General features: G+C 60.5%; 23 protein-coding genes. 12 read left to right on the forward strand and 11 right to left on the reverse strand.

Annotated features, from left to right (window positions below; genetic code table 11):
- Nucleotides 1–58: 58 nt before the first annotated feature.
- The 3 genes from MUN84_RS21225 to MUN84_RS21235 form a co-directional block, all read right to left on the reverse strand.
- Nucleotides 59–1,477 (reverse strand): 4Fe-4S binding protein, encoded by a 1,419-nt coding sequence (locus tag MUN84_RS21225; RefSeq protein WP_244695894.1) that lies wholly within the window; start codon nt 1,475–1,477, stop codon nt 59–61.
- 164 nt (nt 1,478–1,641) lie between these two features.
- On the reverse strand, nt 1,642–1,872 hold the full coding sequence (locus MUN84_RS21230) for a hypothetical protein (protein WP_244695895.1): 231 nt from the start codon (nt 1,870–1,872) through the stop codon (nt 1,642–1,644).
- 62 nt (nt 1,873–1,934) lie between these two features.
- Nucleotides 1,935–3,269 carry an NAD(P)/FAD-dependent oxidoreductase gene (locus tag MUN84_RS21235; protein WP_244695896.1) on the reverse strand — a complete coding sequence of 445 codons (1,335 nt, stop codon included), beginning with the start codon at nt 3,267–3,269 and terminating at the stop codon, nt 1,935–1,937.
- A 161-nt stretch (nt 3,270–3,430) separates the two neighbouring features.
- On the opposite strand from MUN84_RS21235, the gene MUN84_RS21240 reads away from it, so the two are divergent.
- Together MUN84_RS21240 and MUN84_RS21245 are read left to right on the forward strand one after the other, a co-directional pair.
- Nucleotides 3,431–3,757 (forward strand): hypothetical protein, encoded by a 327-nt coding sequence (locus tag MUN84_RS21240; RefSeq protein WP_244695897.1) that lies wholly within the window; start codon nt 3,431–3,433, stop codon nt 3,755–3,757.
- Between the two features lie 362 nt (nt 3,758–4,119).
- Nucleotides 4,120–4,824 (forward strand): carboxypeptidase-like regulatory domain-containing protein, encoded by a 705-nt coding sequence (locus MUN84_RS21245; protein WP_244695898.1) that lies wholly within the window; start codon nt 4,120–4,122, stop codon nt 4,822–4,824.
- Between the two features lie 240 nt (nt 4,825–5,064).
- On the opposite strand, the gene MUN84_RS21250 is transcribed toward MUN84_RS21245, so the two are convergent.
- Nucleotides 5,065–6,537, reverse strand: coding sequence for an APC family permease (locus tag MUN84_RS21250; RefSeq protein ID WP_244695899.1), 1,473 nt, complete (start codon nt 6,535–6,537; stop codon nt 5,065–5,067).
- A gap of 323 nt (nt 6,538–6,860) precedes the next feature.
- On the opposite strand from MUN84_RS21250, the gene MUN84_RS21255 reads away from it, so the two are divergent.
- Complete coding sequence (locus MUN84_RS21255; protein WP_244695900.1) at nt 6,861–8,795, forward strand: hypothetical protein; 1,935 nt, start codon at nt 6,861–6,863, stop codon at nt 8,793–8,795.
- Nucleotides 8,774–9,601 (forward strand): hypothetical protein, encoded by an 828-nt coding sequence (locus MUN84_RS21260; protein WP_244695901.1) that lies wholly within the window; start codon nt 8,774–8,776, stop codon nt 9,599–9,601. The genes MUN84_RS21255 and MUN84_RS21260 overlap by 22 nt, the downstream gene beginning before the upstream one ends.
- A gap of 232 nt (nt 9,602–9,833) precedes the next feature.
- Here the strand turns inward: MUN84_RS21260 and corA are convergent, their stop codons facing one another.
- Nucleotides 9,834–11,042: a magnesium/cobalt transporter CorA gene (corA, locus tag MUN84_RS21265; protein ID WP_244695902.1), complete on the reverse strand. Its 1,209-nt coding sequence runs from the start codon at nt 11,040–11,042 to the stop codon at nt 9,834–9,836.
- A gap of 218 nt (nt 11,043–11,260) precedes the next feature.
- Between corA and MUN84_RS21270 the strand changes: the two genes are divergently transcribed.
- The 4 genes from MUN84_RS21270 to MUN84_RS21285 all read left to right on the forward strand — a co-directional run bounded on the left by MUN84_RS21270 (nt 11,261) and on the right by MUN84_RS21285 (nt 14,712).
- The gene (locus tag MUN84_RS21270; protein ID WP_244695903.1) at nt 11,261–12,265 is read left to right on the forward strand and encodes a hypothetical protein; all 1,005 of its coding nucleotides are present in this window, start codon (nt 11,261–11,263) and stop codon (nt 12,263–12,265) included.
- Nucleotides 12,266–12,325: 60 nt separating this feature from the next.
- Nucleotides 12,326–13,330, forward strand: coding sequence for a hypothetical protein (locus MUN84_RS21275; protein ID WP_244695904.1), 1,005 nt, complete (start codon nt 12,326–12,328; stop codon nt 13,328–13,330).
- Nucleotides 13,306–13,620 (forward strand): hypothetical protein, encoded by a 315-nt coding sequence (locus MUN84_RS21280; RefSeq protein WP_244695905.1) that lies wholly within the window; start codon nt 13,306–13,308, stop codon nt 13,618–13,620. Before MUN84_RS21275 ends, MUN84_RS21280 begins: the two co-directional genes overlap by 25 nt.
- Nucleotides 13,621–13,803: 183 nt before the next feature.
- Nucleotides 13,804–14,712 carry a glycosyltransferase gene (locus tag MUN84_RS21285; protein WP_244695906.1) on the forward strand — a complete coding sequence of 303 codons (909 nt, stop codon included), beginning with the start codon at nt 13,804–13,806 and terminating at the stop codon, nt 14,710–14,712.
- On the opposite strand, the gene MUN84_RS21290 is transcribed toward MUN84_RS21285, so the two are convergent.
- Nucleotides 14,709–16,397, reverse strand: coding sequence for an ArnT family glycosyltransferase (locus MUN84_RS21290; RefSeq protein ID WP_244695907.1), 1,689 nt, complete (start codon nt 16,395–16,397; stop codon nt 14,709–14,711). The two genes, MUN84_RS21285 and MUN84_RS21290, sit on opposite strands and share 4 nt — an antisense overlap.
- Before the next feature lie 300 nt (nt 16,398–16,697).
- On the opposite strand from MUN84_RS21290, the gene MUN84_RS21295 reads away from it, so the two are divergent.
- The 3 genes from MUN84_RS21295 (at nt 16,698) to MUN84_RS21305 (ending at nt 19,519) form a co-directional block, all read left to right on the forward strand.
- Nucleotides 16,698–17,048 carry a hypothetical protein gene (locus MUN84_RS21295; RefSeq protein ID WP_244695908.1) on the forward strand — a complete coding sequence of 117 codons (351 nt, stop codon included), beginning with the start codon at nt 16,698–16,700 and terminating at the stop codon, nt 17,046–17,048.
- Nucleotides 17,039–18,304 carry a hypothetical protein gene (locus MUN84_RS21300; protein WP_244695909.1) on the forward strand — a complete coding sequence of 422 codons (1,266 nt, stop codon included), beginning with the start codon at nt 17,039–17,041 and terminating at the stop codon, nt 18,302–18,304. Before MUN84_RS21295 ends, MUN84_RS21300 begins: the two co-directional genes overlap by 10 nt.
- A gap of 234 nt (nt 18,305–18,538) precedes the next feature.
- Entirely contained in the window at nt 18,539–19,519 is a 981-nt protein-coding gene (locus MUN84_RS21305; RefSeq protein ID WP_244695910.1) for an acyl-ACP desaturase, read from the forward strand.
- Nucleotides 19,520–19,589: 70 nt separating this feature from the next.
- Here the strand turns inward: MUN84_RS21305 and MUN84_RS21310 are convergent, their stop codons facing one another.
- Together MUN84_RS21310 and MUN84_RS21315 are read right to left on the reverse strand one after the other, a co-directional pair.
- Entirely contained in the window at nt 19,590–20,249 is a 660-nt protein-coding gene (locus tag MUN84_RS21310; protein ID WP_244695911.1) for a hypothetical protein, read from the reverse strand.
- A gap of 217 nt (nt 20,250–20,466) precedes the next feature.
- On the reverse strand, nt 20,467–20,748 hold the full coding sequence (locus MUN84_RS21315; protein WP_244695912.1) for a DUF427 domain-containing protein: 282 nt from the start codon (nt 20,746–20,748) through the stop codon (nt 20,467–20,469).
- Nucleotides 20,749–20,915: 167 nt separating this feature from the next.
- Between MUN84_RS21315 and MUN84_RS21320 the strand changes: the two genes are divergently transcribed.
- Nucleotides 20,916–22,022 (forward strand): vWA domain-containing protein, encoded by a 1,107-nt coding sequence (locus MUN84_RS21320; protein ID WP_244695913.1) that lies wholly within the window; start codon nt 20,916–20,918, stop codon nt 22,020–22,022.
- 181 nt (nt 22,023–22,203) lie between these two features.
- On the opposite strand, the gene MUN84_RS21325 is transcribed toward MUN84_RS21320, so the two are convergent.
- The 3 genes from MUN84_RS21325 to MUN84_RS21335 all read right to left on the reverse strand — a co-directional run bounded on the left by MUN84_RS21325 (nt 22,204) and on the right by MUN84_RS21335 (nt 24,936).
- A complete protein-coding gene (locus MUN84_RS21325) occupies nt 22,204–22,545 on the reverse strand; it encodes a two-component system response regulator (RefSeq protein ID WP_244695914.1) in 342 nt (113 codons plus the stop codon).
- Nucleotides 22,546–22,607: 62 nt separating this feature from the next.
- On the reverse strand, nt 22,608–22,880 hold the full coding sequence (locus tag MUN84_RS21330) for a sensor histidine kinase (protein WP_317239237.1): 273 nt from the start codon (nt 22,878–22,880) through the stop codon (nt 22,608–22,610).
- 13 nt (nt 22,881–22,893) lie between these two features.
- Nucleotides 22,894–24,936, reverse strand: coding sequence for a PAS domain-containing protein (locus MUN84_RS21335; RefSeq protein WP_244695916.1), 2,043 nt, complete (start codon nt 24,934–24,936; stop codon nt 22,894–22,896).
- Nucleotides 24,937–25,045 lie beyond the last annotated feature (109 nt).

A 25,045-nucleotide genomic window follows, 5' to 3' on the forward strand; every position in this document is an offset into this window, starting at 1 on the left:
CAACAGCTTCTTCCCGTGGAAAAGCAGCGTAACCTTCCAGCAAGTAGTGGGGGTAAGCTTAGTCCAGAATCCGCAGGCTTTCGGCCGTAATCAGCTGGGAACCTTGGTAGCGGCCCTCGCGCGGGCCGTTTTCCAGGTTGAGCACGCCGCGGGGGCACACCGTGCTACACAGCCCGCAGCCCACGCAGGCGGCCCGGATGATGGGCTCCCCGCGCTGGGCGTACTGCTTTACATCAATGCCCATTTCGCAGATGTTGGAGCAGTTGCCGCAGGAAATGCACTGGCCGCCGTTGGTAGTAATGCGGAAGCGGGAAAAGTGCTTTTGCAGTAGCCCCAGGTAGGCAGCCATGGGGCACCCAAAGCGGCACCACACACGGCTACCCATCAGGGGGTAAAAGCCTACCCCGATTACCCCGGCGAAGATAGAGCCGATGAAAAAGCCGTACACTTTGCCTAGGCCATCTACCGGGCTCAGGCCGCCCACCAGGGGTAGTCCCGACTGCTGGGTTGTGGTAAACCAGCTAGGCAGCACGCCCGCCGCCCCTAGCCACAACAGCACAGTAATAACGACGATAAGCCCCAAAATGGGGTAAATCAGGCGCACTTCCCAGCGCCAGGCTTCCCGGCTTTTGTCGGATAGGTGGCGGTACGGGTCGCCGGCAGTTTCGGCCAGGCCACCGCAGCCGCATACCCAGGAGCAATACCAGCGCTTTCCGAAGAAGTAGGTAAGCACCGGCGTGGCCAGAAACGACATTACGGCTCCCCAGAACACCATAAACACGCCCAGTCCTGGCCCACCATCTTTAAGCAGATAACTTACTGTGCCCGGAAATAGGTAGTCCTGCTTCAGAGGCCAGAAGTAGCTAAAGTAGTACTCCGGGCGCTGCAGAGCCAGCATCAGACCCGGTAGCAGGAAGGCAAAGCCCAACTGAAAAAACATGACCGATACCGTGCGAATCAGTTGGTAGGGCGAGTGGCGGTATTTCCAGAGTGCCCGACCACCCATCACCAGTACGGCCAAGGTGTAAAATGTGCCGTATAGAAACCACTGGTCGGAGGGGTGGCGGCGCAGGGCCTGGCTAAGCGGGTCGAGGGCGTGCACGAGCTGGTTGAGGGGACCGAAGTTGCCCTGCCCATTATCGGCACTAAACCAGTAGAGCACCACGTAAAAGCCGGTCAGGACCACGGCCGTGAGCCAGGCCAAGCTGCCGCGGCCGGTGCTGCTGCGCAGCCAGAGGTTATCCTGGAGTACGCCGGCGGGTTGGCGGCCAAACTTGAATGCGGCCCATCCCAGCGTACCGGCACTCAGCAGCCCCAAGGCCGCGAAAAGACACCACCGGGCCCGCTCGGCGTCCGCGTCGAAAGCTACCGGCAGCAGCAGCAGTAGCCCCAATCCAACCAGGGTGAGCAGCCCCTTCTCAACACCCGAAACGGGCGTAACCGGTGGGGTAGGAGCGGCAAGCGAAGCAGTAGACATAAAGCAAAAAACGGAAACGGATACTTCGTGCGGAAGTCCCAATCAGGGAGGACCACAGTAGCAGTAGGCACTCTTTTCACCCCAGGGCCGCCGCCGATAGCCTATTGGCGCTACCGATAGTGTTTACTCTGGCCCTGAGAATTCAACCTAGGTGGCCGCGGCCGTTAGTGATGATGGTGGTGATGCGGATCATGGGGCTTCCCAAAGAGATTCAGCAGGGAGCCAACAACATAAAGCCCCAACCAGCACAGGTAGAGCCAGTTATAGCCTTCGGGCTGAGCGTTGCCCAGCACCCGGATAATCAGCTGCGCGGCTCCACTCATGACGGCGCCTACCAGGGCAATGTACTGGAAGCTGTTGAGGGCGCTGGGGTGGTACAGTTTGGAGAAGTCCATAGAAACGAAGCAAAGGGAAAACGGCGAACTGCCCCGCCCGAATGGCTGGCAGCTACTACCCGCTAGGAATGGAAAGAAAACAGCCCTCGACGGCGCCGGAGTGCCACGGGGTGCTGGGGATACTGCTGGTTGAACGCCTGCACAATAGCGGCCTCGTGCTGACGGTAAAATTCAGGGTCGAAATTGGCGGCACCCAGCTCGGCTAGCACGGTGGTAACCGGGGTTCCAGCCCGCAGCCACTGGTCCCACAGGTCGTGGCGTTGGCGCAGGCCCAGGGCGTTCATGCCCGTAACGGCCAGGGTAGCATCGGAACGAAAATTCAGGCGCAACAAGTGCCGCCCGCTGGGGTGTTGCCAGCAGAACGTGTGCTCGTCGGGGGGGACGTGGGCGGGCACGCGGCCGTAGGTTTGGTACTCCAGGTCGAAGAACTTGGCCGAGTTGTACCAGGGCCCGCGCTGGTAGCGGGTCGGCTGCCCACAAATGGTGTGGGCCACGGTTTCGCCCTGGTGCCTGCCCGTGTACCACAGCTGTTCAAGGGCCACCTCGCCCGCTTCAGGGTGGCGGTGCTGGGCGCAGTCACCGGCTGCGTACACGTCGGGTAAATTGGTTTGCAGGAACTTATCTACCAGAATTCCCCGGTCGGTTTCCGCTCCGGCGGCCTGGGCCAGCAGCCGGTTAGGCTCCACCCCAATCGAGAGGCCTACCCACTGGCAGGTAAGCTCCTGGTCCTGGGAGGTGCGCACGGCCCGCACCCGGCCCTGGGCATCGGGCAGAATTTCGGCGAGTTGGGTATTGTAAAGCACCTTGATGTGGTGGGCCGCCAGCTGCTGCTGAACCAGCGCGGCTTCCTGCGCGGGCAACACGGAGGCCCAGTAATGACCTTCCCGTACCAACAGCGTTACGGCAATGCCTTTGGCGCTCAGCATTTCGGCCAGCTCTACCCCAATCAGCCCGCCGCCTACCACCACGGCCTCGCGCACGCCATGCGTGTCTTGGGTCATGCGCTCCAGGTCGGGGAGGGTTACTAGGCCCTGTACCCCGGCCAGCTCCTGGCCCGGCCAGTTGGCCCGGCGGCCTACGGAGCCGGTAGCCAGCAGGAGCTTGTCGTAGGGGAGGGTAGAGCCGGTACTGAGGCTGACGGTTTTGCGCTCGACATCCACGGCCGTGGCTTGGGCGTGCACCAACTCCAGCCGGTTTTCCGTCCAAAACCAGTCCTCGTAGGGCTTGATGTCCTGGGGGCGCAGGTGGCCTAGGTACACATACATCAGGGCGGGGCGGGAAAAATGGTACAGGCTTTCCTCCGAAACCAGGGTAATGCGGGCCGTGGGCTGGAGCTGCCGCACCGTGAGGGCGCAGGTAACGCCGGTAATGCCATTGCCGATGATAACGAGGTGCATGCAGTGCGGGGCCAGAGCGAAAAAAGAAACCCGAGCTGGGCAAAGCTACGCCGTTGTGGGGGAAGTGGTTTTTCGCATCACTTCCCACCCACTATGCCTAACCTCACTCGGTGGCAGCCGTACTGATGAAGTAACTATCCCTCACCAAAACTCCTACACTGATGATAACGCCCCAGAACGAAGTAAATAACGACAACGAAAACCAAAACCTGTCCGAAAATACCGAGCATGCCGCGCCCTACAGCGAGCAGCAGGAAAAGGAAAAGGAATTTAAAAAGATGATGAGCAACGGGAAGGAAGGCAACGACCCGACCGCCTATCGTAACCAAGGTGCCGGCGGGTACACCCAGCGCTCCGACCAGAAAGATCAGCTGGAAAACTTGCACATTGGCGGCGCCGAGGGCGTACCCCAGGGCGGTAACACGCACAACGACGCCGGGAGCACGCCCAGGGCCCCGGCTTCGAGTCGGAGGGAAGCATTGAGCTAGACCACCAGTTGCGCACCCGCGACCAGGAGTTTGGCGAAAAGACTGCCAGCGGCCCCGCCAAGCCCGTCGAGGACTAAGCACCCGCACCGCCTCATGGTAGTACACGTCATGCCGGCTGGCTCCCAATTCAGGAACCAGCCGGCATTTTTTTGCCGATTTGCGCAGGTAAAGGTAGTTTCGGTTGCTGAAATGACAGAGAAATAAATAAAGTGTGCTCCGTCCCGAATTAGGTTAGCAGCTTTTCCTCCTTCTATCTTTAGAGTCCGATAGTACCGCCAGCGTGCACTTTAACGGTAGCTGCCCTGGTTTACTGTCTGGTGCCCTCACGCGTTTCCACACCTTTTCTTCAACTCAACCACTGTATGAATGCCAAAACTCCTACTCCAGTAGAACACGACGAACTAATGCCAGACCTGAACCACGAAGAAGACGAGCTGTCCTCGGGCAATGGCCGGTTGGCAATCATTGTTGGAATTATTGTGGCCGTGGTGGTGCTGGGTTACGTGCTGCTGCCGGCTCAGGCCACGCGGCGCATCGCCAACGCCATGCCCATTATGGAATTGGGCGAGGCCAGCGTAACCGGCCACCGGGAAAAGGAGGCCGCACCAGCCACCGAAGAGGAAGCCACCACCGAAACCGAAGCCAATGCGGAGGCCGCTACCAAGAAGGCTGCCAGCCGCTCGGCTACTGCTACCCCCGAAACTGCAGCAGCAACTACCCTAGCAGCTCCCGGCACGGAGGCTGCCGCTGAGCCAGTAGCCATTGAGCCGGTACCAGCCGCTCCGGCTGCCCCCGAAGCTGCCCCTGCAACCGTCACCCTGTCGGGCCGGATTCTCGATGAGGAGGGCCAGCCACTGGCCGGAGCCACCGTAATGCTGAAAGGCTCGCGTAAAGTTGCCGGCACCGACGCCAACGGCAACTACAGCATTGAAGTGCCGGCCGGCGACAATACGTTGGTGTATGGTTACGGCGGCTACGAGGACCACGAGGTGCACGCCCGCAACGGCCAGCCCCAAAACGTTACCCTGGTGCCGCGCGAGGACGCCCCGCGTCGTCGGCGTCGGTAAGCGAAGCGTGGCTTCCAGGCAAAGACATGCAGTTGGCCTAGAGCTTAGGTTGTAGGGACAACGCCACGGTTGCATTCTTCATTGCCGAGCTAAAACAACGCGTTACGCTAAGCCCTGCAAGGCATAACGCGTTGTTTTTCGTTTTAAGCTGACTCATCTATTGTTTACTTAGTTCATTAACAAAAGGCCCCGTCGGATTTCCGGCGGGGCCTTTTTAGTAGTTTAATCAGCAAGTTACGGCTACTGCTCTGGGGTAGCGGGCGGGCTGCTAGCCAGGCGTTTACCAAACAGAAAATACACCGGTACGCCCAACGCTACCAGCAGCAAGCCGCGCTGAGCGAACTTAGAGTTTTCGGGGTCCGTGAGCAAAATGAAGCAGAAGGCGGAGGCCAGCACCACGTACAGCAGCGGCACCAGCGGATAGCCGAAGGCCCGGTAGGGGCGGGGCGCCTCGGGCCGGGTGCGGCGCAAAATGAAAATGCCGATAATGGTGATGACGTAGAACAGAATCACGGAGAACATGACGTAGTTCAGCAGCTCACCATAGGAGCCCGACAGGCACAGCCCGCAGGCCCAGGCACACTGGGCCCACAAGGCCACGCTGGGCACGCCGGCCTTGTTGAGGCGGCCCATGCCCGAGAAGAACACTCCGTCGCGGGCCATGGCGTAGTACGCCCGCGCCCCCGACATCAGGATGCTGTTGTCGGCGCTGAAGGTGCTGATCATAATCAGGACGGCCATGACGTAGGCGCCGGGCGCGCCCAGGATGCTTTCGGCGGCGGCCGTGCCTACCCGCTCGTTTGCAGCGTACATAATGCCGCGGCCTAGCACGTCGGTAGCATTCGGGTCGCCCTGCAGTGGTAGCACCAGCAGGTACACCACGTTAATCAGGATGTAGAGGGCCGTTACAATGGCCGTACCCAGGGCCATGCTCAGCACAATAGTGCGCTCGGGCTTCACAATCTCGTCGCCCGAGAAGCCAATGTTGTTCCAGGAGTCGGAGCTGAACAGGGAGCCTGTCATGGCCAGGCCAATGGCCGTTACCAAGGCCCCCGTGGTTAGCGGCACGCCCTGGCCGGCAGCGTTAAAACTCATGGCCTGCCACACGTTCTGGAAGTTCTGGCTAACGGCCTCACTGTTAATGCCAAACGTTATGCCGCAGAGAATTAACAGGGCCAGCGCCACCAGCTTGGTGCTCCCGAACACGTTGGCAATCAGCTTGCCCGAGCGCACGCCCCGGGAGTTGATAAAGGTCAGGAAAACTAGCAGGCCTATGGCCAGCAGCTGTACCGTGGTGAACGTGAAGGAACCAGCTTTCAGGAGCACATTCGTTTCCGAAAACCAGGGAATCAGGACGCCGGTAAAGCGGGCAAAAGCCACGGCCACGGCCGCAATAACCCCGGTCTGGATTACCAGAAACAGCGTCCAGCCGTAGAGAAAGGCCACCAGCTTGTTGTAGGCCTCGCGCAGGTACACGTACTGGCCGCCCACTCTAGGGAACATAGAGGACAGCTCGCCGTAGCTTACGGCCCCGGCCAGGGTGATGATGCCCGTCACTAGCCACACGACCAGCATCCAGCCCGCCGAGCCCACCAGACGGGCAATGCCCGTGGAGACGATAAAAATGCCGGAGCCAATCATGCTGCCGGTCACAATCATGACGGCATCAAACAGCGTAATGGCCCGCTGAAAATGACCTTGTTTTTCGGACATAAAGGGAGAGTAGAGAGTGTTTCAGGCCGGAAGATAGAAGATTAGCCCGGAGATAAGGGCACAGGCGCGCTGCCCCGCACCCGGTTTCTGCGTAGACGGCAGGTGCTGTATCCCGTTTAGGATAGGGTGAAAACCAGTGCGCGCCAGCTCGGGGGAGCGGGCCAGCGGCAAAGCAGCAAACGTGTCCAGGCCGCGGACACAGCCTTCCTTTCAAACCACCACTACCCGAAGTGGGTAGGGTATCTGCCAGTTAGCAATAACTTCCACCGTACGCTCCCGGCCAAACCCCTATTTTTGCCGGCCCGCCACCCTGAGTTTCCTGCATGTCGCAACGAGTACTGGTCTTTTTAACGGGTTTGCTGCTGCTCACGGCGCTGGGCTCCTACGTGTATTACCGCCGCACAGTGGCGCGCGTACCCGTGGACCCCTGGGCCCTGGTGCCCGACGATGCCGTGCTCGTAACCGTTACCCGCGACCATCCTACCCTGGTGCGCCACCTGAAGGAAACCCAGCTTTGGGACAACCTGACGGCCGTGCGCTACTTCCAGCAGATGGAAGACAACCTGGCCCTGGCCGACAGCCTGACCGGGGGACGCAACGTGGTGCTGCGTTTTTTGGGCCGAAAGCGGGTCCTGACGTCCCTGCACGTCACCAGTCCGGGTCGCTTCGATATCCTGTTTCAGGTGCCCATTGGGAGCGTGCGCGAGTATCGGCAGGTGCGCAGCCTGGTGGAGGGCTTGAGCCGCGACCCGCGCTTCCTGGTAACTACCCGCGACTACCTCGATGAGGTGTTGACCGAGGTGCGGCCCCGCTCCGGCGGAGAAGGCGTAACCATGCTCAACTACCGCAACCACTTGCTGATTAGTGCCAACCCAGTACTGGTGGAAGCTGTGGCCCGCCGCCTCGAAAACCTGGATGCGCCTACCGTGGCGGCCGAGTTTCAGAGCACCGACTACTTCCAGCTCCGCGACGTGGATGCCACCTTGCTACTTAACCAGCGGCGGCTACCCCAGCTCATGAACGTGTTCTTTCGGCAGGAGCTGGGCACCGAAATAGCCGCCGTGGCCAGCTTGGCCCGCAACGAGATGACTCAGCTCAAGCTGGCCGGCAACAAAGTCGTACTCAACGGTTTTGCTAACCCCGAAACCGCCCGCGACGCCCTGCACCAGCGGCTAGTAGGCCAGCCCGCCCAGCGCCTGCGCATGGCCGAAGTGCTACCCCTGCGCACGGCCCTCGTGGTGCACCTGGGGTTGGGCCCGGCGGCAGTTCTGCGCGGCTCCCGCCCGCCCCTCACGCTTACCGACTCGCTGGCGCCGGCCGTGCAGCCTCTGTTAGACAGCCTCACGACCCAGCTCAGCCAGGAAGTGGCCCTGTGTTACCTGGCTACGGCCTCGGCCCGGGCACGGCCGGGCAAGCTGGCCGTAGCCTACACGGCCAACCCAGGGAAAGTAGGTCTGCTGCTGGGCCAGCTGCGGCGAGCCGTGGATGCCAGTCCGGCCTTTGGGCGGGTGGGGCCCTATCAGCTGCACCAAACTGGCGTGCCGGAGCTGCCGCAGCTGCTGCTGGGTTCCTTGTTCAAGGGGTTTGGGCCGCAGCCGGTGGTAGCGCAGGTGGGCAATTACGTGGCCTTCGGCGACGATGAGCCGGCCCTGCGCCAGTGGCTAACAGATATAGCCGCCGGAGAGGTTTGGAGCCGCTCGCCTACCCAGGTAGCCTTCCTGCAGGATACCCAGCCCCTGGCCCGACTGAGCGTGATGCTGGACACGCGCAACTGCTGGAACCTGCTGCTGCGCGGCTTACAGGAGGAGCGCCGGGCCGGCCTGCTGCGCAATGAAAGCCTGTTCAAACGCTTCCCCCAAATAGCCATGCAGTGGGTGCCAGCGGCCAACGAGCGGGAAGCTGGGGCCCAGTATTTCACCCAATTTGTGCTCCGCCACCCGGCCGTGGGGCCCGCCGTGGCCCGCCCCCAGAACCCCAACGGCACTGGCAGCGTGCTCGATTTTAAGCTACCCCTCAGCTCCTCCCCCGAACTGGTGACCGTGGCCGGTGCCAAGCTGCCGGGTGTGCTGGTGCAGGATACGGCGCGGGTGCTTCACTATGTCACCCCCGACAACGTGGTAGCCTGGTCTGACTCCTTGCCCGGACCGGTGGTAGGGCCCATCTACCGTCTGCCCGGTGGCACGGGGGTGTTGCTGGCTACCCCAGCCAGCTGTTTCAGTACAACAGCAGCGGGCAGGTGCAGCCCAACTTCCCCCTAAATCTGCCGGATACCGTGCGGGCTACCTCCCTGAGTATTTCGCCGCCCGGCGGCGGGGTAGCGCGGCGCCTGCTGGTAGCTGGGGCCAGCGGCAACTTGTTTCTGTATGATACGCAGGGCCGGGCCTACCCCGGCTGGCAACCCAAGCAACTGGAGTTCCGGCTGGCAGGTCCGCCTCAGTACCTGACGGTGGATGGGCGTGACGTAGTGGTGGTACTGCTGGAAAATGGCTACGTGTATGCTTTCGACCAGGCCGGAGCGTCCTATCCTGGTTTCCCCATCAGCATGGGTGCGCGCCTGGGCAGCGGCGTGCTCGTGGAAACCGGCGCCACCTTCAGCCGCACGCGCCTCACGGTGGTTAGCCAGCGCGGCGAGCGAGTCAGCTTCAACCTAAGCGGCGACATATTGGCCCGGGCCCGGGTGGCTACCTGGAGCCGCACCTCTCAGTTCCGATTGGTGCCTGATCAGGAACAGCGCTCCTACGTGGTGGTGCGCGAAGATGGGGGGCAGCTAACGCTGTTTAGCCCCGCCGGTCAGCAGGTGCTTAGCCAGCGCTTTGTCACCTCGGCGCCGCGCTCGGTGCAATTTTTTAGCTTCGGACCGGGGCGGCAGGTATATGCCCTCACCGAAACGGGCCCCGGCAAGGCCTACCTCTACGACGCCCGTGCCCGCCTGGTCGGCGGTCAGCCCTTCGATAGCAGCGCCCCCCAAATTGCTCTCACCCACGACCCCGCCACCGGCCTCTACCACCTCTTCCGGGTAGTCGGCAACGAACTGCGCCGCACCGACGTGCGACTGGCGCAGTAGGTGGTGATTCGGTGCGTGGTTTGGTGCGTGAGCGAATTCGGAGTTGGGTAGGGAATAAAAAGTGAGTTACTAAATAAACCTGTCTGTCACCCTGAACGCAACGAAGGACCTTATCATGCGAGAACAAGTCGTTGTTACGGCTCGTGCTGACGTGATAAGGTCCTTCGTTGCGTTCAGGGTGACAGACAGGTTTTACTCACCTACCCAGCCACCAATTCACTAACCTGATAAATCACCGCTTGGTTAACCAGCCTTTGCGGTAGAAATAGGTGAGCTGCCCAATGACAATTAGGGCCAGTACGGCCAGCAGGACGGGGTAACCCCAAGGGCTGTAGAGTTCCGGCATGTTGAGGTAGTTGACGCGGCCATCGGGGGCTTCGCGCTGGAAGTTCATGCCGTAAAGGCCCACCACAAAGCTGAGCGGAATGAAAATGCTACTGATAATAGTCAGCACTTTCATGACCTCGTTGGCCCGGTTGCTCTGGTCCGACATATACAGGTCAATCAGGCTGCTGACGGTTTCGCGGTAGCTTTCAGCTAGGTCCAGGGCTTGGATGGCGTGGTCGTAGCAGTCCTTGAAAAACACCTTGATTTCCTCCGGAATTTCCTCGTCGGGCAGGCGCAGCAGTTCGGCAATCTTGTCGCGCTCCGGGTACACCAGGCGGCGGAACCGGACAATGTCTTTTTTGATATGCAGAATCCGGTTTAGCACCCGCCGGTCGGAATTACCCTGGAAAATGCGCTCCTCCAGAACCTCCAGGTAGTCGCCGATGGCGGCCATGGTGGGGTAGTAGTGGTCAAGAACGACGTCGGTGAGGGCGTAGGCCAGGTACAGCGAACTGCGCTTGCGGATGGTGCTGCGGCTGGAGCGTAGGCGCTGGCGCACGGCCTCCAGGCAGTCCTCGTAATCATCCTGAAAGGTGAGCACATAGTTGGGGCCGGTGAAGATGGATAGCTGATCGTCGTCGATGTCGAGCAGGCGGGTGAACTCCGTCATGCGCGAAACCAGGAACAGCCCGTCCTCGGTTTCCTCCACTTTCGCCCGTTGGTAGTCGCCCAGCACGTCCTCCATTTGCAGGGGGTGGATGCGAAAATCCTCCTGAAACCGCTGCATCAGGGCCAGGTCGTCGTAGCCACGCACGTCAATCCAGTGCCGTCGCTCGGGGTGCTGGCGGAAGTAGGTCAGCAGGTGGCCGTAGTCGTGGTATTCCCGCTCCTCGAGGAAATCATCGCCGTAGGAAATTAAAAACAGCCGGGGTTTCAGGGAATCCTCGCGGATAACCAGTGTGCCAGGGCGCTGGCCTACCCCTTGCTGCCGGGCTTGGCGCGTAGCGTCATGGTCGGCGATGCCGCGGGAGTGGAGCTGCTCGTCCTCCTCTTCCGGCAAGGGCAGAACGGGCGGCGGGGTAGCAGTAAGGGGAGTAGAGTCGGGGGCAGACATTATCAGAAACAAGCAACCAATTGTGGAGGCAGTTTACGGCATTCACACCAAAAAAGCTCGGCCTGGCGTAAGGTAGCTGGCAACTGGTGGGCGCGGACGAAAAGTGCCAATTCCCTATTCTGCGCGCTATGGCCCGGTAGGCAGGCTTGTTCCGTGGCTGTTTCCAGCGAAAAATCCTCGTACTTTCGCCCGCTGCTTTGCCCTTACCCGTGCCACCTTTGCATTCACCTGCTGCCTCCGCTCGTCTGTGGCCGCTGCCCGCTGGCGGCGGGCAGTACGCGGTTAGGCTGCGGCTGGAAGCGGGAGCAGCACCAACGCTACCCCTGGCTTATTCGCCCTGGCTTTACCTTACGCCGGCTCATCTGGCCCTCCAGAGTTCTCCCGGCAGCCAGCTGCATTTTTTTCTGGAAGACGTAGCCATCGGCCAAACCGTAGCCCAACTTTCGGTGTTCGAGGCGGAAGACCAAATGATGGCCCGCAGCCCCTGGCAAGCTCCTTTCGGGGCCGTGCAAGCCGCCGACGGGCTGCCCGATGCGGTGTTGCGAGCTTTTCTGGAGGCAGTGCAGGAGCAGCTGGTGGAGCGCGGCATTCGGCACTTCACGTTGCGGCCCCACGCCTTTGCCTATCATCCGCGGGCCAGCGCTCAGCTTACCCATGTGCTGACCCAACTGGGCTACACGGTGGAGCTAGCCGAGGTAAACATGCACTTGCCCGTAACCCAGAGCTACCGGGCGGGTTTGCACCCCTCGGAGCGGCGGCGCCTGCTAAAGTGCGAGCGGCACGGTTTGCGCTTTGAGCAGGAGCCCCCGTTGTTGCTGCCGCTAGCCTACGAGTTTTTGCGCCGTTGCCGGGAAGAAAAGGGTCAGACCTTGTCTATGCCCCTGGAGCGGCTGCAAGAGCTGTTCCAGAAGTTTCCGCGAAACCATTTCCTGTTTTCGGTGCGGGATGCCCAGGGCGAGTGGGCGGCCCTGACGGTGGCCATTCAGGTAAGCCCTGCGGTGCTCTATAACTTCTATCCGGCCAGTCCGGTAGTGTATAATTCCCTGAGTCCGGTAGTGCTGCTCAACGCTGGCCTGCACGCATTCGGCCAGGCCAGCGGCATGCGGCTGCTGGACCTGGGCACTTCCACGCTTCCCACCGGCCTGAATCAGTCGTTGCTGCAGTTTAAGCGCCACTTGGGCGGCGTAGCTAGCCTCAAGCTGACGTTTACCAAGGCCCTGTAAAGTACCAGGGCGCGCCAGCCGGTAGTAAGCCGCGCCGCCGAAGCGCGTAACTTGCGGGCCATGGAAATTCCTTCTTCCGTCCCAGATTCCCGGCCTGAACCCCGCGCGGCCGTGCTGGGCCGTTTTCTGCGCGGCTCGTTGGGCTCGGGCGTGGCCGTGGGGGCGCGCACGGCGGGGGCTCTGGTGCTGAACAAGCTGCTGGCCGTGTATGGCGGACCCGGTGGCCTCACGCTGCTGGCCCACTTCCAAAACCTGATGGCCTTGTTTACTACCGTGCCTAACGATGGAGTGCATGTGGGGGTAGTAAAATACCTGGCTCCGCTGCGCGCCGGCTCCGGCCGCTACCGGGCCTGGCTGGGGGCCGGCCTCGTGCTGAACGTAGCAGCCCTAGCCGTGGCGGCGCTGGCACTGTTGCTGGCACCCGGCCCGCTGGTAGCGGTGTTCGGGAGAGGGCTAGGATGGGTAGCGGGCCTGCTGGCGGGGCTGGCCCTGCTTACGGGGCATGCGTTGGTGGTGTCGGTGCTGCTGGCGGCGGGGCGGCTGCGGGCCTACGTGGGCCTGACGGTGCTGCTGAGCTTGCTGGGGCCGGCCGTGGTAGCGCTGGTGCTGGCCGGGGGCGGTTCCATTCCGGCGGCCCTGCTGGCCTACCTGCTGGCCCAGGGGGCAACCCTGGGACCCGCGCTGCTGGTAGCGCGCCGGGCTGGGTTGTTGCCTTCGTTGCGGGGCCGCGTCAGCCGCGCCGGTCTGCGGGCACTGGGGCGCTTTCTGCTAATGGCTTTGAGCGTGCTGCTGTTCAGCAAAGCCGTGGATTTTAGCTTGCGCCAAGTGCTCATCCGGCAGTTTGGGCTGGGCCCCACCGATTTATGGCAGGCTGTAGCCAAGCTCTCTGACAACTACACCATGGTATTCTCGGCCCTGATGAGCAGCGTGTACTACCCCCGGCTGGCAGCCCTAAGTGGCCGGCCCACCGAGCGGCGGCGGTTGGTGCGCACCGTGCTGGCCCTGCTGGCACCCGGATTGGCCCTGGGGCTGGGAGCATTATGGTTGCTGCGCGGGGGCTGCTAGCCGTGCTCTTCGAGGCCCGTTTTGTAGAAGCCAACTTTCTGCTGGCTCCCCAATTGCTCAGCGACTGGCTGAAATTCCTAACCTGGGTGCTACTGTTCCTGCTCACAGCTCAGGCGCGGGTGGGGCAGTACGTGGCCGTGCAGGCGGTTTCGGCTTTGGTGCTGGCGGTGCTGCTGGCGCTGCTGTTACCCACATACGGCCTGCTGGGCGCCCCACTGGCCCAGGCCGCCCGCTATGGTCTGCTACTGGCGTGGTGCCTCTGGTTTTTTCGGCGGGAGTTAAGCCACTAAGGTAGGCTGGGCCGGTAGAATCACCAACAGCTTGTGGCTACCGCCTGGCAAGCTGGGTTTCTGTGCAAAGGCATTCCTTTCCTGCCGGCCAAGCAGAGGGAAACTTGGCTGCCACCCGTCGAGCTATTTCGCGTGCCGCTTTCCTCCGCATTCAGGGCGCAAACTTTTTATCTTGCCGGCTCCATGTCAGCTGCATCTGCCCCCCTTGTTACTGTTGTGGCCTTGTGCTACAACCACGCCCGGTTTCTGGAGGCGGCTCTTACCTCTATTGCTGCTCAGACCTACTCGAATCTGGAAGTGATACTGGTGGACGATGCCAGCACCGACGACAGCTCGGTCATTCTGCGCCGCTACGCCGCCGCGCACCCCAGTTGGCAGCTTCACCTGCTCCCGGAAAATGTAGGGAACTGCCGGGCCTTCAACCACGGGTTTCGGCAGTCGAAGGGAGAATTTCTGCTGGACTTTGCCACTGATGACGTGCTGCTCCCGGAGCGCATTAGTCAGCAAATCAGGCAATTTGCACAGGCCGGGCCGCGCTGCGGTGTGGTCTATTCCGATGCTGAGCTGATCGACGAAGACGGCCGCCACGTGCGCAACCACTTCCGCCGCGACGCCCGCGGGCAGCTACACCCGCTACCTGCCTCCGGCTTGGTCTTTACTGAGGTGCTGGCTCGCTACTTCATCAGCACTCCCACCATGACCATGCGCCGCGCCGTGTTGGAGGAGTTAGGTGGCTACGACGAAACCCTAGCCTACGAGGACTTTGATTTCTGGGTGCGGGCCAGCCGCAACTGGGAGTTTCACCTGCTACCTGAAGTAACCACCCAGAAGCGCCTGCACCCGCAGTCCATGTCGCGTAAAGGCTACCGTCCCCACGACCCTTACCTGGCGTCTACCATCCGGGTGTGTCGCAAGGCGCTGGCGTTGTGCCGTACGGAGCAGGAGCGGGCCGCCCTGGCTGTGCGCGTACGTTGGGAACTGCGCCAGGCCATTCGGTACCGCAACCGTCCCGAGGCCCGCGCGCTGTACCGGCTGCTGCGCGAGTTGCGTGGCGTGCGCCCCCTCGATTGGCTGCTGGCCCTGGCCCGCTAAAACCCCGATACCTCGAACAGCGCCACCGGCCCATCCTCGGCCACCAACCGGCGGCCTGGGTACCAGCTCAATACTGAGTCGGGGGAGTAGCGAATCAGCTTGCGCGTTAGCTCGTCGTTGCTGAGGGTGGCGCGGTTGAGCAGCAGCCAGGCGTGCTGGCCCGGGGCCAGCTGCACCGAGTCGCGGGCCCAGTAGCGCCGGTACTGCAGGCCGGTCGGCGGACGGAAGCCGTAGTAGAAATCGTAGTTGCCAATCAGGTAGTCATCCACGAAAACTACTCCCTGGGTGGGTGCCTGCAAGTGCTGCCGAATAAGGCGGTCTTGCGCAAAATGGGCCGAAACGGAAGGCTTCTGCATAAAGTACAGCGGCCGGATAGCCAGGGCTCCAGCCAGCACAAGCACCGTCAGGGCGCTAAGCCCCGCGGTACCGGCCCGGAGGCGGGCCGGCCACCACGGCCGGCTGGCGCCCAGCCCAAGCAGTAGCAGATAGAAACCAGGAAGTGCGTAAAGAAGGGCGGCCGCATTACGCAACCACGCGGCGGCCAGCAGCAACACCAGTCCCGTGGCGCCGGCCCACCAGCCGGCCCGTTGCACTATAGTGCGCACTCCGAAGCCTGCCGCCAGGGCCAGGGGCGGCAGCAGGGGAGTAGTCATGCGCGGCAGCAGGCTGATAGGGTTGTATTGGCTGAGCGAGGTGCTACCTACCCAGTAGAGCAGTAGCGTACTCAGGGCCAGCAGCAGCCAAAATCGGCGGTCTGGGGCTTCGGCTGGTGGGCGCGCAGACTCCGTTGCTGCATCGGCGAGGGGCACTTTGGGGTGGCTCCCGGCCACGACGGCCAGCACCAGCATTAGCCCCATGCCGGCCGCCACAAAAAAGGCTAGGGGCTGCCAAGTCACGCGGCTGAGCAGGGCCGCCCGGTTGCCGGCCAGGTAGTTGCCTTCCTGTAAAAACTGATTGGTGTGCTCAATCAGGTGAATGCGGTAGAGGGCGTCGTGGGTGTAGTACTGGTAGAAGCCCAGGTAGGCCGCCAGCAGCCCGGTACCGGTAGCCAGCGCCGCTCCCCAAAACTGCCCGTGCCGCCGCTGCCAGGCATCCCGACCCAGCATGCCCAGGTAGAAGGGCAGGTAGTAGACAATGGTTTCCTTGCTAAGCAGGGCGGCAAAGGAAAGCAGCGCAAACCCTGCTCCCCACCAGCCCGCCATCCGTCCCGGCTCCTGGCCCCGCAGCAACACCCCGGCTCCTGCCAAGCACCAGAACATGAGAATGTTATCAGGATAGAGGTAGTTGGTTAAGTTGAGCGTGAAGTAGTGCAGCCCCAGCAGCAGCATGGCCGCTGCCGCCACCAGCGGCTCGCGCCGACGGTACAGACGCCACACCAAAACGGCGCAGCCCAAGGTAGCCAGTAGGGGCCACAGGGTAGTGCTGATGATGTTCAGGCCAAACAAGGCGTAGCACAGCGCCACCGGCCCGAAAATCAAGGGGCGCTCTTTCAAAGGGTCGTGCAGCAGCCCCAGCGGATCGGGCTCCACCCGAAAGGTACCCGTGAGCAGCTGGTGGGCATAGCGGGCGTAGAAATAGTCATCGAGGGCGTACAAGCCTTCGTGCGTAAGCAGGAAGTAAGCCACAGTCAGCACTACTACCAGTAGCAAAGTCCAGTCGGGCAAGCGGGAGGTCAAACGATTCACCGGGGCAAGGTAGGGGGCGGTGGTGAAATAGTGAGATGGTGAAATAGAGAGTGAGTGAAGTGGTGTCATGGTGAGCAGAGCGCGGCTATCCATCCTTCACGAAGTACTGCACCCTGAAATATGACCAGCCTCGACGTCTGTACTGGCGGTAAGGGCTTGTCACGTTTCTAAGGTTGTCACAAAGAGAGGAAAGATAGAGTCGTTGTGCCTCCTGGCTCACGGCACCACTTCACTCACCATTTCACCACCTCACTATCTCACCACCTCACTATCTCACCACCGCCCCCTACCTTGCGGGCCATGATGCTGCGTCGTCTCTATGTGTTGGGGTTGCCTTTGCTGCTGATGTTCCTCAGTGGCGTGGTGCTGGGCTGCTACTTCGAAACCAACGACGACCTGACAATTATTGCATTACTGCGCGGTACTACCGCGGCCGCTCCCGTAACCGATCTGCACCTGTATTTCCACGGTTACGCTGCTCTCTGGAGCCGCCTGTACGCGGCTGCGCCCTACCAGCCCTGGTACGCCTATACCTTGTACGGGCTGCTCTATTTGGCTGCAGTGCTGATGGTTGCCGTGCTCAGGCGCCTGTTGCAGGCGCACACTGAGCGGTGGTGGGGGCTAGTATTCATCGTGCTGATTTGGGGGTAGCCTGGCTGGAGCACGGGTTCTGGTTTAACTACGCGCGGGTGCCGGTGCTACTGGCCGGGGCCGGGCTGCTGTTCGCGGCCCAACGAGCCCCAACCCGCCACGCGCTGATCCTGGGGCTGCTGGCCTTCGGACTGGCCTGGCTGATTCGGCCGAGCGCGGCGCTGCTGGGCGTGGTGGCCGCGCTGCCCGGCGCGTGGTGGCTGGCGGGCCGCCGAAGTCTGCCGCTGCTGGCCGGGATAGGGACGTGGGCGGTGGTGGGCGCGCTGTGGCTGAACCTAACGTGGAGCCCCGCTGCCGCCACTTTTCGCCGCCTCGATGTCCTTAAATCCAACCTCAACGATTTCCAGCTGACGGCCCCGCCTCTCCAGCCCCTCTCACCCCGGGACAGCCTGGGGCTGGCCGCTGCCCGCCACTGGCTGCTGACCGATTCTACCCTGATTAACGAGGCGTTTTTTGCCCGCGCCGCGCCCTTCCGCCCTGAATATTTTCTCCAGCACACGGCCCCCAGCAAGCTACGCGCGCTGCTGGTTCAACTGGCCCGCGACTATTTCCCGATGCTGCTGCTCGTGCTGGCTACCTGGGCGCTGGTGCTTCGGCACCGGGTAAGTGACTGGCAATTCTGGCTCGGGCAGCTGGCATACGTGAGTTTGATCTTAGGGCTAGGCACGCTGCTGAAGCTGCCACCCCGGCTGGCGCTACCCCTGCTGGACTTTTGGGTGCTCAGCAACCTGGTGTTTCTGTTTCGCTTACCAGCCAGCTTGCTACCTCGCAACCCCGTCCGAGCCTTGCTGCTGGTGCTGGCGGTGGTGGCCCTGCCTTACGGCTATAAAACCTGGCACCGCCGCGGCGTGCTAACCCAGGAGCGGCTGCGCAACCGCATCGAGCGCCAACTCATCTTGGCCAGCTCAGCTATCCTTTCCCCTGATGAGCGTCGGGCCTTGCTACTCACCCCGATGCAGCGAAATGAGCTATACCGTTTGCCAAGGGCGCGGGTAATCGTTTCAGATGCGCTGGAGGAAACGTACAAGTCTGAGTCGCCCTTCACGGAAGGGCACCCCTTCGCCAGGCCATACTCCTCTGTCCTGGCTTCTCCTAGTCGGTATCTTTCTATAATGGGTTGGCAGACGCTGCACCCTGCACAAACGGCTCTGCTCTACCACCTCACGGGCACCCGCAACTTCACGGCGGCTTTGCGGCGGCTGGGGCGCGGCCGGATGTGGCCTGGGTGCTCACTCCCAACGGCGCGGCCATCCTGAACCGGCAATTAACCCTGGAGCGGCGGCCTAGGCAGCCAGTAATGCAATTATTTCCTGTGGAGCTGGAGTCGAAGCGCGGGGCAAGAGCGCAGGTGTACCGAATGCGTACAAAATTTTCGCAATAGATATATGAAGCCAAAATTTTGTTGGTGTTACGGGACTTATTCCGACTACGGCGGGGTAGGAGTACCATACCTTTGATGTTGCATATTACTCCCTTCACCACCCGTTGCCATGATTACTGACTCCGTAACCTCCCGAGCGGAAGTGCTCCAGCATATGGAGCCCTATGTAAAAGAAAATATTGGCTCCTTTCTGAAAAGCGTGGAGTCTAGCTGGCAACCTTCGGACTTTCTACCTGATCCGCGCCAGGATAACTTTTTTGACGAGGTAAAGCTGCTCCGTGAGCGGGCCACGGGCCTGAGCTACGACCTATTAGCCGTCCTGATTGGGGATACCATCACGGAAGAGGCCCTGCCTAACTACGAAGCTTGGTTTCACCAGCTCGATGATCTGAACCGGGACCATGACAACGGCTGGGCGCAGTGGATTCGGGGCTGGACGGCCGAGGAAAACCGCCACGGCGACCTGCTTAACCGCTACCTCTACCTCTGTGGCCGCGTGAATATGCGCGAGTTTGAGGTCAGCACCCAGCACTTGATTGCCGACGGCTTCGACCTGGGCACGGCCCACGACCCGTACCGCGCCTTTGTGTACACGAGCTACCAGGAAGCGGCTACCAACCTCTCACACCGCCGCGTGGGTACGCTGGCCCGCAAAGCCGGCGACGACCAACTCTCTAAAATCTGCGGCATGATTGCCGGCGACGAAACCCGCCACGCCCGCGTGTACCAGGGTTTTGTGGAGAAGATTTTCGAAGTTGACCCCTCCCAGATGATGCTGGCGTTTGAGGACATGATGCGCAAGAAAATTGTCATGCCAGCCCACTACATGCGCGAAATGGGTGTGGAAATGGGCAAAACCTTCGGCCACTTCACCGACGCGGCCCAGCGCCTAGGCGTGTATACCAGCCAGGATTACACGGATATTCTGGAAAGCCTGATCAACATCTGGAAAATAGACCAGATTACTGGCTTGAACAGTGCCGCCGAGAAAGCCCGCGAGTACATCATGGCTCTGCCTAACCGCCTGCGCCGCGTTGCTGACCGCATGCCAGTCCCCAAGCTCGAATACAAGTTCAAGTGGATTGAGTAAGGTACAGCTTCCATAAAAAAAGCCTCCGCAACTACTTGCGGAGGCTTTTTTATGAGGCGTATTAGTAAGATTACTTGGCGTCCATGGACTGGCCCATTACCAGCTTGCCCGTGTTATCGAGCGTGTATTCTACGGTGCGTGTGCCGGTAGCAGGGGTGGAGCCTGCCGTGGTGCCGGCCGTAGTACCAGCGGTGGCCGTTGCCGTGCTAGTTACGGGGAAGGTCCGCACTAGCTTATTGCCGCTGATCTGGTAAGTATCTTGGCCAGAGTAGCCCATGCCGGCATTACCGCCCGGCGTACCGGGAGCCGTAATAGGTGTGTAACCCCGCTCCGCAAACTCAAAAGCGTACAGGCCGCCGTTGGCGCGCTTGTTATCTGTCATCACGTACAGCTCGGGCTTGCCGTTGCCATTCAGGTCGCCGGAGGCTACGTTGGTAACGGCCCCGCTTACCTCTACGCGCAGTGGGTCAATGGTTTGAGCCGTACCGCGGTACGAGCGGACGCTGATAAACCGGGGCTCCTGCGAGCCGTAGGACTTCACGGTGAAACGGTAATCTCCCTGCGTTACTTCGCGGTTAAAGCTTACGTCACTTTCATCTACGGTAGGGGAAACCGGAACTGATTCGGCGGAGGATTCGCTGGCCACGGGGCGCGTCGAGTCGCAGGCCGTCAGGGAAGCCGCTACAACGCCGGTAGCCAGCAGCAAACGAGGAAAAGAAGAAGTGAGCATGGTAGAAGAGGTATTAGGGAGTATTCCTGAGGTAGCGTACGAGACTTCCCGCACTCTAGGTTCGCCGGGAGAGAGTTCGGCGTTTGTAAACGCAAGGTAAAGATATTGAGTTGTATTTTTTCTATTATATATTGATTAACGGATTGCCTGCAAGTAATATAGCATATAATCAATGTTTTCGACCCCGCAGCTTACTAATTCAGCTGAAAAGGGTAGGTTAAGGCACTATTTGCACGCCCTTCCAGAAGGCCACGCGGCCCTTTATCTGCTGGGCGGCGTCCTTGGGGTCAGGGTAATACCACGCGGCGTCCTTGTTTAGTTCCCCATTCACGCGCAGGGAGTAGTAGCTGGCCCGTCCTTTCCAGGGGCAGGTAGTGCCCGCAATACTGTCCTCGAAAAACTCCCGCTTAATAGCATCCGCGGGAAAGTAGTGGTTATTCTCAACCACTACCGTATCGTTGCTTTCGGCCACAACGGCGTTGTTCCAGATGGCTTTCATATACTGAGAGAATCTTGGTTTAAGGAAATGTGTAATTCGGCCGCATAAGAAGGCAAAAGGATAGTAGCTTCCGGCTACCTTCTCAACTCCATAAGTTGCAGCCCCAACTGTAGAAACGAACATTGCTACCCCAACGGTTGTTCTGAAAGCTCATTCCCCCTTGTATTATGTCCGCAGGCTTTCGTTTTCGGGATTACGTGCCCGAGGAGTCGACCGAAAAAGGCTTCGACTCCCTCTTCAAGATATTCATGCAGCTTGTCACCATCACTAGCGGCGACGTGGGTGAGGCCCTTTCGTGGCTGAACGAGCTGGATAAGCAGTACGGCCTGACTGACGACGGCTATGGCATGGGCGACTTCATTGAGGACCTTAAAAAGAAGGGCTACATTGATGAAGACCCGCAGGAGCCGGGCGCCTTTAACATCACGGCCAAAAGCGAGCAGAACATTCGTAAGTCGGCTCTGGAGGAAATTTTTGGCAAGCTCAAGAAGTCGGGCCAGGGCAACCACCGCACGCCCCACACGGGCCAGGGCGACGAGCAAAGCACCGACATGCGGGAGTTCCGCTTCGGCGATTCGCTCGACCAGATTTCCATGACCGAGTCCATTCGGAATGCTCAGCTCAACCACGGCATGGAGGGCGACAACTTCATGCTGACGGAAAACGACTTGGAGGTGCGCGAGAACGAGCACAAGTCGCAGACCAGTACGGTGCTTATGATTGACATTTCGCACTCCATGATCCTGTACGGCGAGGACCGGATTACGCCCGCCAAAAAGGTGGCCATGGCTCTGGCCGAGTTGGTGAAGCAGAAGTATCCCAAGGACTTTCTCGATGTCATCGTGTTCGGTAACGACGCCTGGCAGATTGAGGTCAAGGAACTGCCTTACCTGCAAGTGGGGCCCTACCACACCAACACGGTAGCGGGCCTGGAATTGGCCCTGGATCTGCTGCGCAAACGCAAAACCCCCAACAAGCAGATTTTTATGATTACCGACGGCAAGCCTACTTGCCTGAAAGAAGCCAACGGCTACTACAAAAACTCCTTTGGCCTCGACCGGAAAGTGGTCAACAAAACCCTAAACCTGGCCGCGGCAGCCCGCCGGCTGAAGGTGCCCATTACTACCTTTATGATTGCCTCGGACCCCTACCTGCAGCAGTTTGTGGAAGAGTTCACGCAGGTAAACCAGGGCAAAGCCTACTACAGCTCCCTGAAAGGCTTGGGCCACCTGATATTTGAGGACTACAAGCGCAACCGCCGCAAGTCAGTGTAATTGCCTAGCGCACTATTTCGGATTGAGTTTTCACAGAAAAAGCCGCTGACGCAGAACGTCAGCGGCTTTTTCTGTGAAAAGATTCGACGAGCTACGAACAGGTAGGCGGGCTAGGCCGGAAACTCCAGGTTGAAATGCTGTTTTAGCACCTCGTGGACCATTTTTTTGGTCAGGGGCTTGTTCAGGAACCCATTGGTGGGTAGCTGCTGCAGGCGGGTGACGTCGCGGGGTTAAGCGAGGTAGTCAGCATCACGATGACCACGGACTGCTTGTGGGCAAAGGAGAGGTTTTGGTAGGCTTCCAGAAAGTCGAAGCCATTCATGACGGGCATGTTAATATCGAGCAGAATCAGGGCCGGACAGGTGTCGTTGGGGCCATTCTGCTCAATGAGGCGCAGGGCCTCGCGGCCGTTTTCTGCTACCAGCACTTGGTCGGTTACCCCCAGGTTTTCCAGGAGCAGCCGATTAAGAAAGTTGGTGGTTTTGTCGTCGTCCACCAATAAAATGCAGGAAATCTTATCCATTATGTATCGTAGGAATTTAGCTGCACGTAACTACGCGTAACCCGGAAGCCCAGCGCATCGGGTTAGTGCCGAAAATACACCTGAAAGCTGGAACCTACCCCAACCTGGCTGCTGACCATGATTTTTCCGCCGGCATTGTCTACCATTTTCTTCACCATATACAGCCCAATGCCGCTGCCCTCCACGTGGTTATGAAACCGGCGGAACATGCCAAATAGTTGTTCCTGATGCGTGTCCGCAATGCCCAAGCCGTTGTCCGTAACGGTTAGTACGTGGTAGGGCGGGGCCAGCTCGTAGCTGATGCGTACCAGCGGGGGCGGTCCGGGGCGCGGTATTTTAGGGAGTTACTCAGCAGGTTATACAGCACAGAACGCAGGTTTTTGGCCGAGAACCGAACAAACAGCCCCCCGGAACCCTGCTCTGAAGTTGGCCCGCCGCGGCTGCCCGCAGCGGCTCCAGGTCCAGGCATACGTCTTGCAACACGCTGGCCAGCTCCACGAGAACCGCTTCCTCGCTGTTTTCCTTCTGCAGCTTCACAACGTCCGTGAGGTTGGCAATGGTTTTGGTGAAGCGGTCCACGGACTCCTGCATCATATCCGTGAGGCGCTGCACCTGCCCGGAGTGCCGGGTTTCGGGCGGCAGCGTCTGCAGCAAGGCGTGGAGCAGCCCTTCAATGTTGTGAATGGGGGCTTTCAGGTCGTGGGAGGCGGTGTACACGAAGTTGTCCAGGTCGTTGTTGGTTTGCACCAACTGCTCGTTCATCTGCTTAAGCTCCGTGATGTCAATGGCCGAGCCCACGTAGCCGTACAGCTCGCCGTTGGGGTAGTAGCTGGGGGCGCCCTGCGCCAGCAGCCAGCGGTATTGCCCATCGTGGCGCCGCATGCGGTGTTCCAGCCGGTAAATGGTTTGGCCGCTGATAGCCTCGGTTAGGATGTGCTGGGCGTGCTCCAGCTCCTCAGGATAGAGGTAGCTGGCCCAGCCTACCCGCAGGTACTCCTCCAGGCTCACGCCCACAAACTCCAGAAAGGCCCGGTTAACGTAGCGGATCGACGAATCTGGATGCACGGCCCACACGTGGTTGGGTGCCGCGTCAGCCATGATGCGGAACCGCTCCTCGCTTTCCTCTAGCTCGGCGGCATACTTCTCAATGCGCTGGCGGGCCAGCATCAGATCCGTAACATCGGCGCCCGTGTTTACGATGCCGTACACGCTGCCATCGGGGTTGTACAGGGGCGTGAAGTTGTAGTGGTAGTAAAAGGTTTGAGGCGCGCCGCCGATTACTACCTCTATCTGCTGGTTCCGAACGCCAAACGGCTGCCCGGTAGCAAACACCTGCTCCATTTGGAAGAATACATCCTGGTCTTCGAACTCGGGCAGTACCTCAGCAAAGGCCCGGCCCAGCACGGCAGGGCCTTTGCCCCAGGCTGTTAGCATGGCTTGGTTTGCTGACTGAATGCGTAGATCCTGGCCTACGTGCACGCTAATCGGGAAGGGCGCGCTGTCTACTAAGGCCCGCACCTGCCGCTCACTTTCCTCAACCTGCTGCCGCGCTATTACCTGCGCCGTCACGTTGTGCGCCACGCAAAAAACGCCGGCGGCGGTAGCATCGGTAGGATTTTCAAAGTAGGCCTGATAGATGAAGTTATAGTACTGCACTGGCTGCTCGGGCCCCGCAAATTGCACCGGGTATTCGGTGCCGAAGTAAGATTCTCCGGTTTTGCGCACCTGGTCCAGCAGCTCGGCAAATCCATGCTCGCGGGCGTGGGGTAGGGCCGCGAACAGGGGCTGCCCCGTAACGGCCGGGGTAGTGCCCCAGAAACGGTGCATTTCGTCGTTGGCCAGTTCAATTGTGTATTCCGGGCCAGTGAGAATGCAAACGGCCACCGGGGCCTGCAGAAACAGCCCGTACGTTTTCTCAATCTTGCTCAACTCGCGCTGCTGATCCTGCTTGCGCACCTGTTCGGTAATGTCCTGGGTAGTGTGCAGCAAATACTGCACCTGCCCGGCCGCGTCCAGCAAGGGTTTGGTTAGGCTAGACCAATAGCGGGGCTCAAAAACTCCGGCCGCATTACGCAAGTCGTAGCGCACAACGGGCATCTGGTCGGACTGCTGGGTGTGGGCCGCGTTTTGCAAGGAGGCACGCAAGGCCGAGGGGCCCGTGGCCGTGGGGGCATCCGGGTTTTCGGGGTACACCGTAAACACGCTCTGGCCAATTACTTGCTGGCGGGTGCGGGCCGTGAGTTCAAGCAAATCCGTGCTGATAGCCAGCACCGTGTAGGCGGGAGCATTGGGCGCCAGCAGTAGAAAGCTGCCCGGCAGGGCCTCAAATGCTGCCTGATAATCCACGGGTTGGTCTGGCACGGAAGGCAAGGGCTGAGATGAGGGAAGCAAGGTAGCAGAAGGCGAAAGATATTACTACCACAGACAACCGCCGCGCGTAGCCTGCTGCCAGCCGCAAAAGATGCCCGACATCAAAAAATAGTGGATTCGTCATCAGGTG

The organism is Hymenobacter sp. 5516J-16 (assembly GCF_022919335.1).
In the GTDB taxonomy this organism is placed as follows: domain Bacteria; phylum Bacteroidota; class Bacteroidia; order Cytophagales; family Hymenobacteraceae; genus Hymenobacter; species Hymenobacter sublimis.

Bases quoted from the DNA above. Each gene is read 5' to 3' on its own strand.
- MUN84_RS21225 (WP_244695894.1), bottom strand. From the start codon at position 1,477: ATGTCTACTGCTTCGCTTGCCGCTCCTACCCCACCGGTTACGCCCGTT.
- MUN84_RS21230 (WP_244695895.1), bottom strand. From the start codon at position 1,872: ATGGACTTCTCCAAACTGTACCACCCCAGCGCCCTCAACAGCTTCCAG.
- MUN84_RS21235 (WP_244695896.1), bottom strand. From the start codon at position 3,269: ATGCACCTCGTTATCATCGGCAATGGCATTACCGGCGTTACCTGCGCC.
- MUN84_RS21240 (WP_244695897.1), top strand. From the start codon at position 3,431: ATGATAACGCCCCAGAACGAAGTAAATAACGACAACGAAAACCAAAAC.
- MUN84_RS21245 (WP_244695898.1), top strand. From the start codon at position 4,120: ATGAATGCCAAAACTCCTACTCCAGTAGAACACGACGAACTAATGCCA.
- MUN84_RS21250 (WP_244695899.1), bottom strand. From the start codon at position 6,537: ATGTCCGAAAAACAAGGTCATTTTCAGCGGGCCATTACGCTGTTTGAT.
- MUN84_RS21255 (WP_244695900.1), top strand. From the start codon at position 6,861: ATGTCGCAACGAGTACTGGTCTTTTTAACGGGTTTGCTGCTGCTCACG.
- corA (WP_244695902.1), bottom strand. From the start codon at position 11,042: ATGTCTGCCCCCGACTCTACTCCCCTTACTGCTACCCCGCCGCCCGTT.
- MUN84_RS21275 (WP_244695904.1), top strand. From the start codon at position 12,326: ATGGAAATTCCTTCTTCCGTCCCAGATTCCCGGCCTGAACCCCGCGCG.
- MUN84_RS21280 (WP_244695905.1), top strand. From the start codon at position 13,306: ATGGTTGCTGCGCGGGGGCTGCTAGCCGTGCTCTTCGAGGCCCGTTTT.
- MUN84_RS21285 (WP_244695906.1), top strand. From the start codon at position 13,804: ATGTCAGCTGCATCTGCCCCCCTTGTTACTGTTGTGGCCTTGTGCTAC.
- MUN84_RS21295 (WP_244695908.1), top strand. From the start codon at position 16,698: ATGATGCTGCGTCGTCTCTATGTGTTGGGGTTGCCTTTGCTGCTGATG.
- MUN84_RS21305 (WP_244695910.1), top strand. From the start codon at position 18,539: ATGATTACTGACTCCGTAACCTCCCGAGCGGAAGTGCTCCAGCATATG.
- MUN84_RS21310 (WP_244695911.1), bottom strand. From the start codon at position 20,249: ATGCTCACTTCTTCTTTTCCTCGTTTGCTGCTGGCTACCGGCGTTGTA.
- MUN84_RS21315 (WP_244695912.1), bottom strand. From the start codon at position 20,748: ATGAAAGCCATCTGGAACAACGCCGTTGTGGCCGAAAGCAACGATACG.
- MUN84_RS21320 (WP_244695913.1), top strand. From the start codon at position 20,916: ATGTCCGCAGGCTTTCGTTTTCGGGATTACGTGCCCGAGGAGTCGACC.
- MUN84_RS21325 (WP_244695914.1), bottom strand. From the start codon at position 22,545: ATGGATAAGATTTCCTGCATTTTATTGGTGGACGACGACAAAACCACC.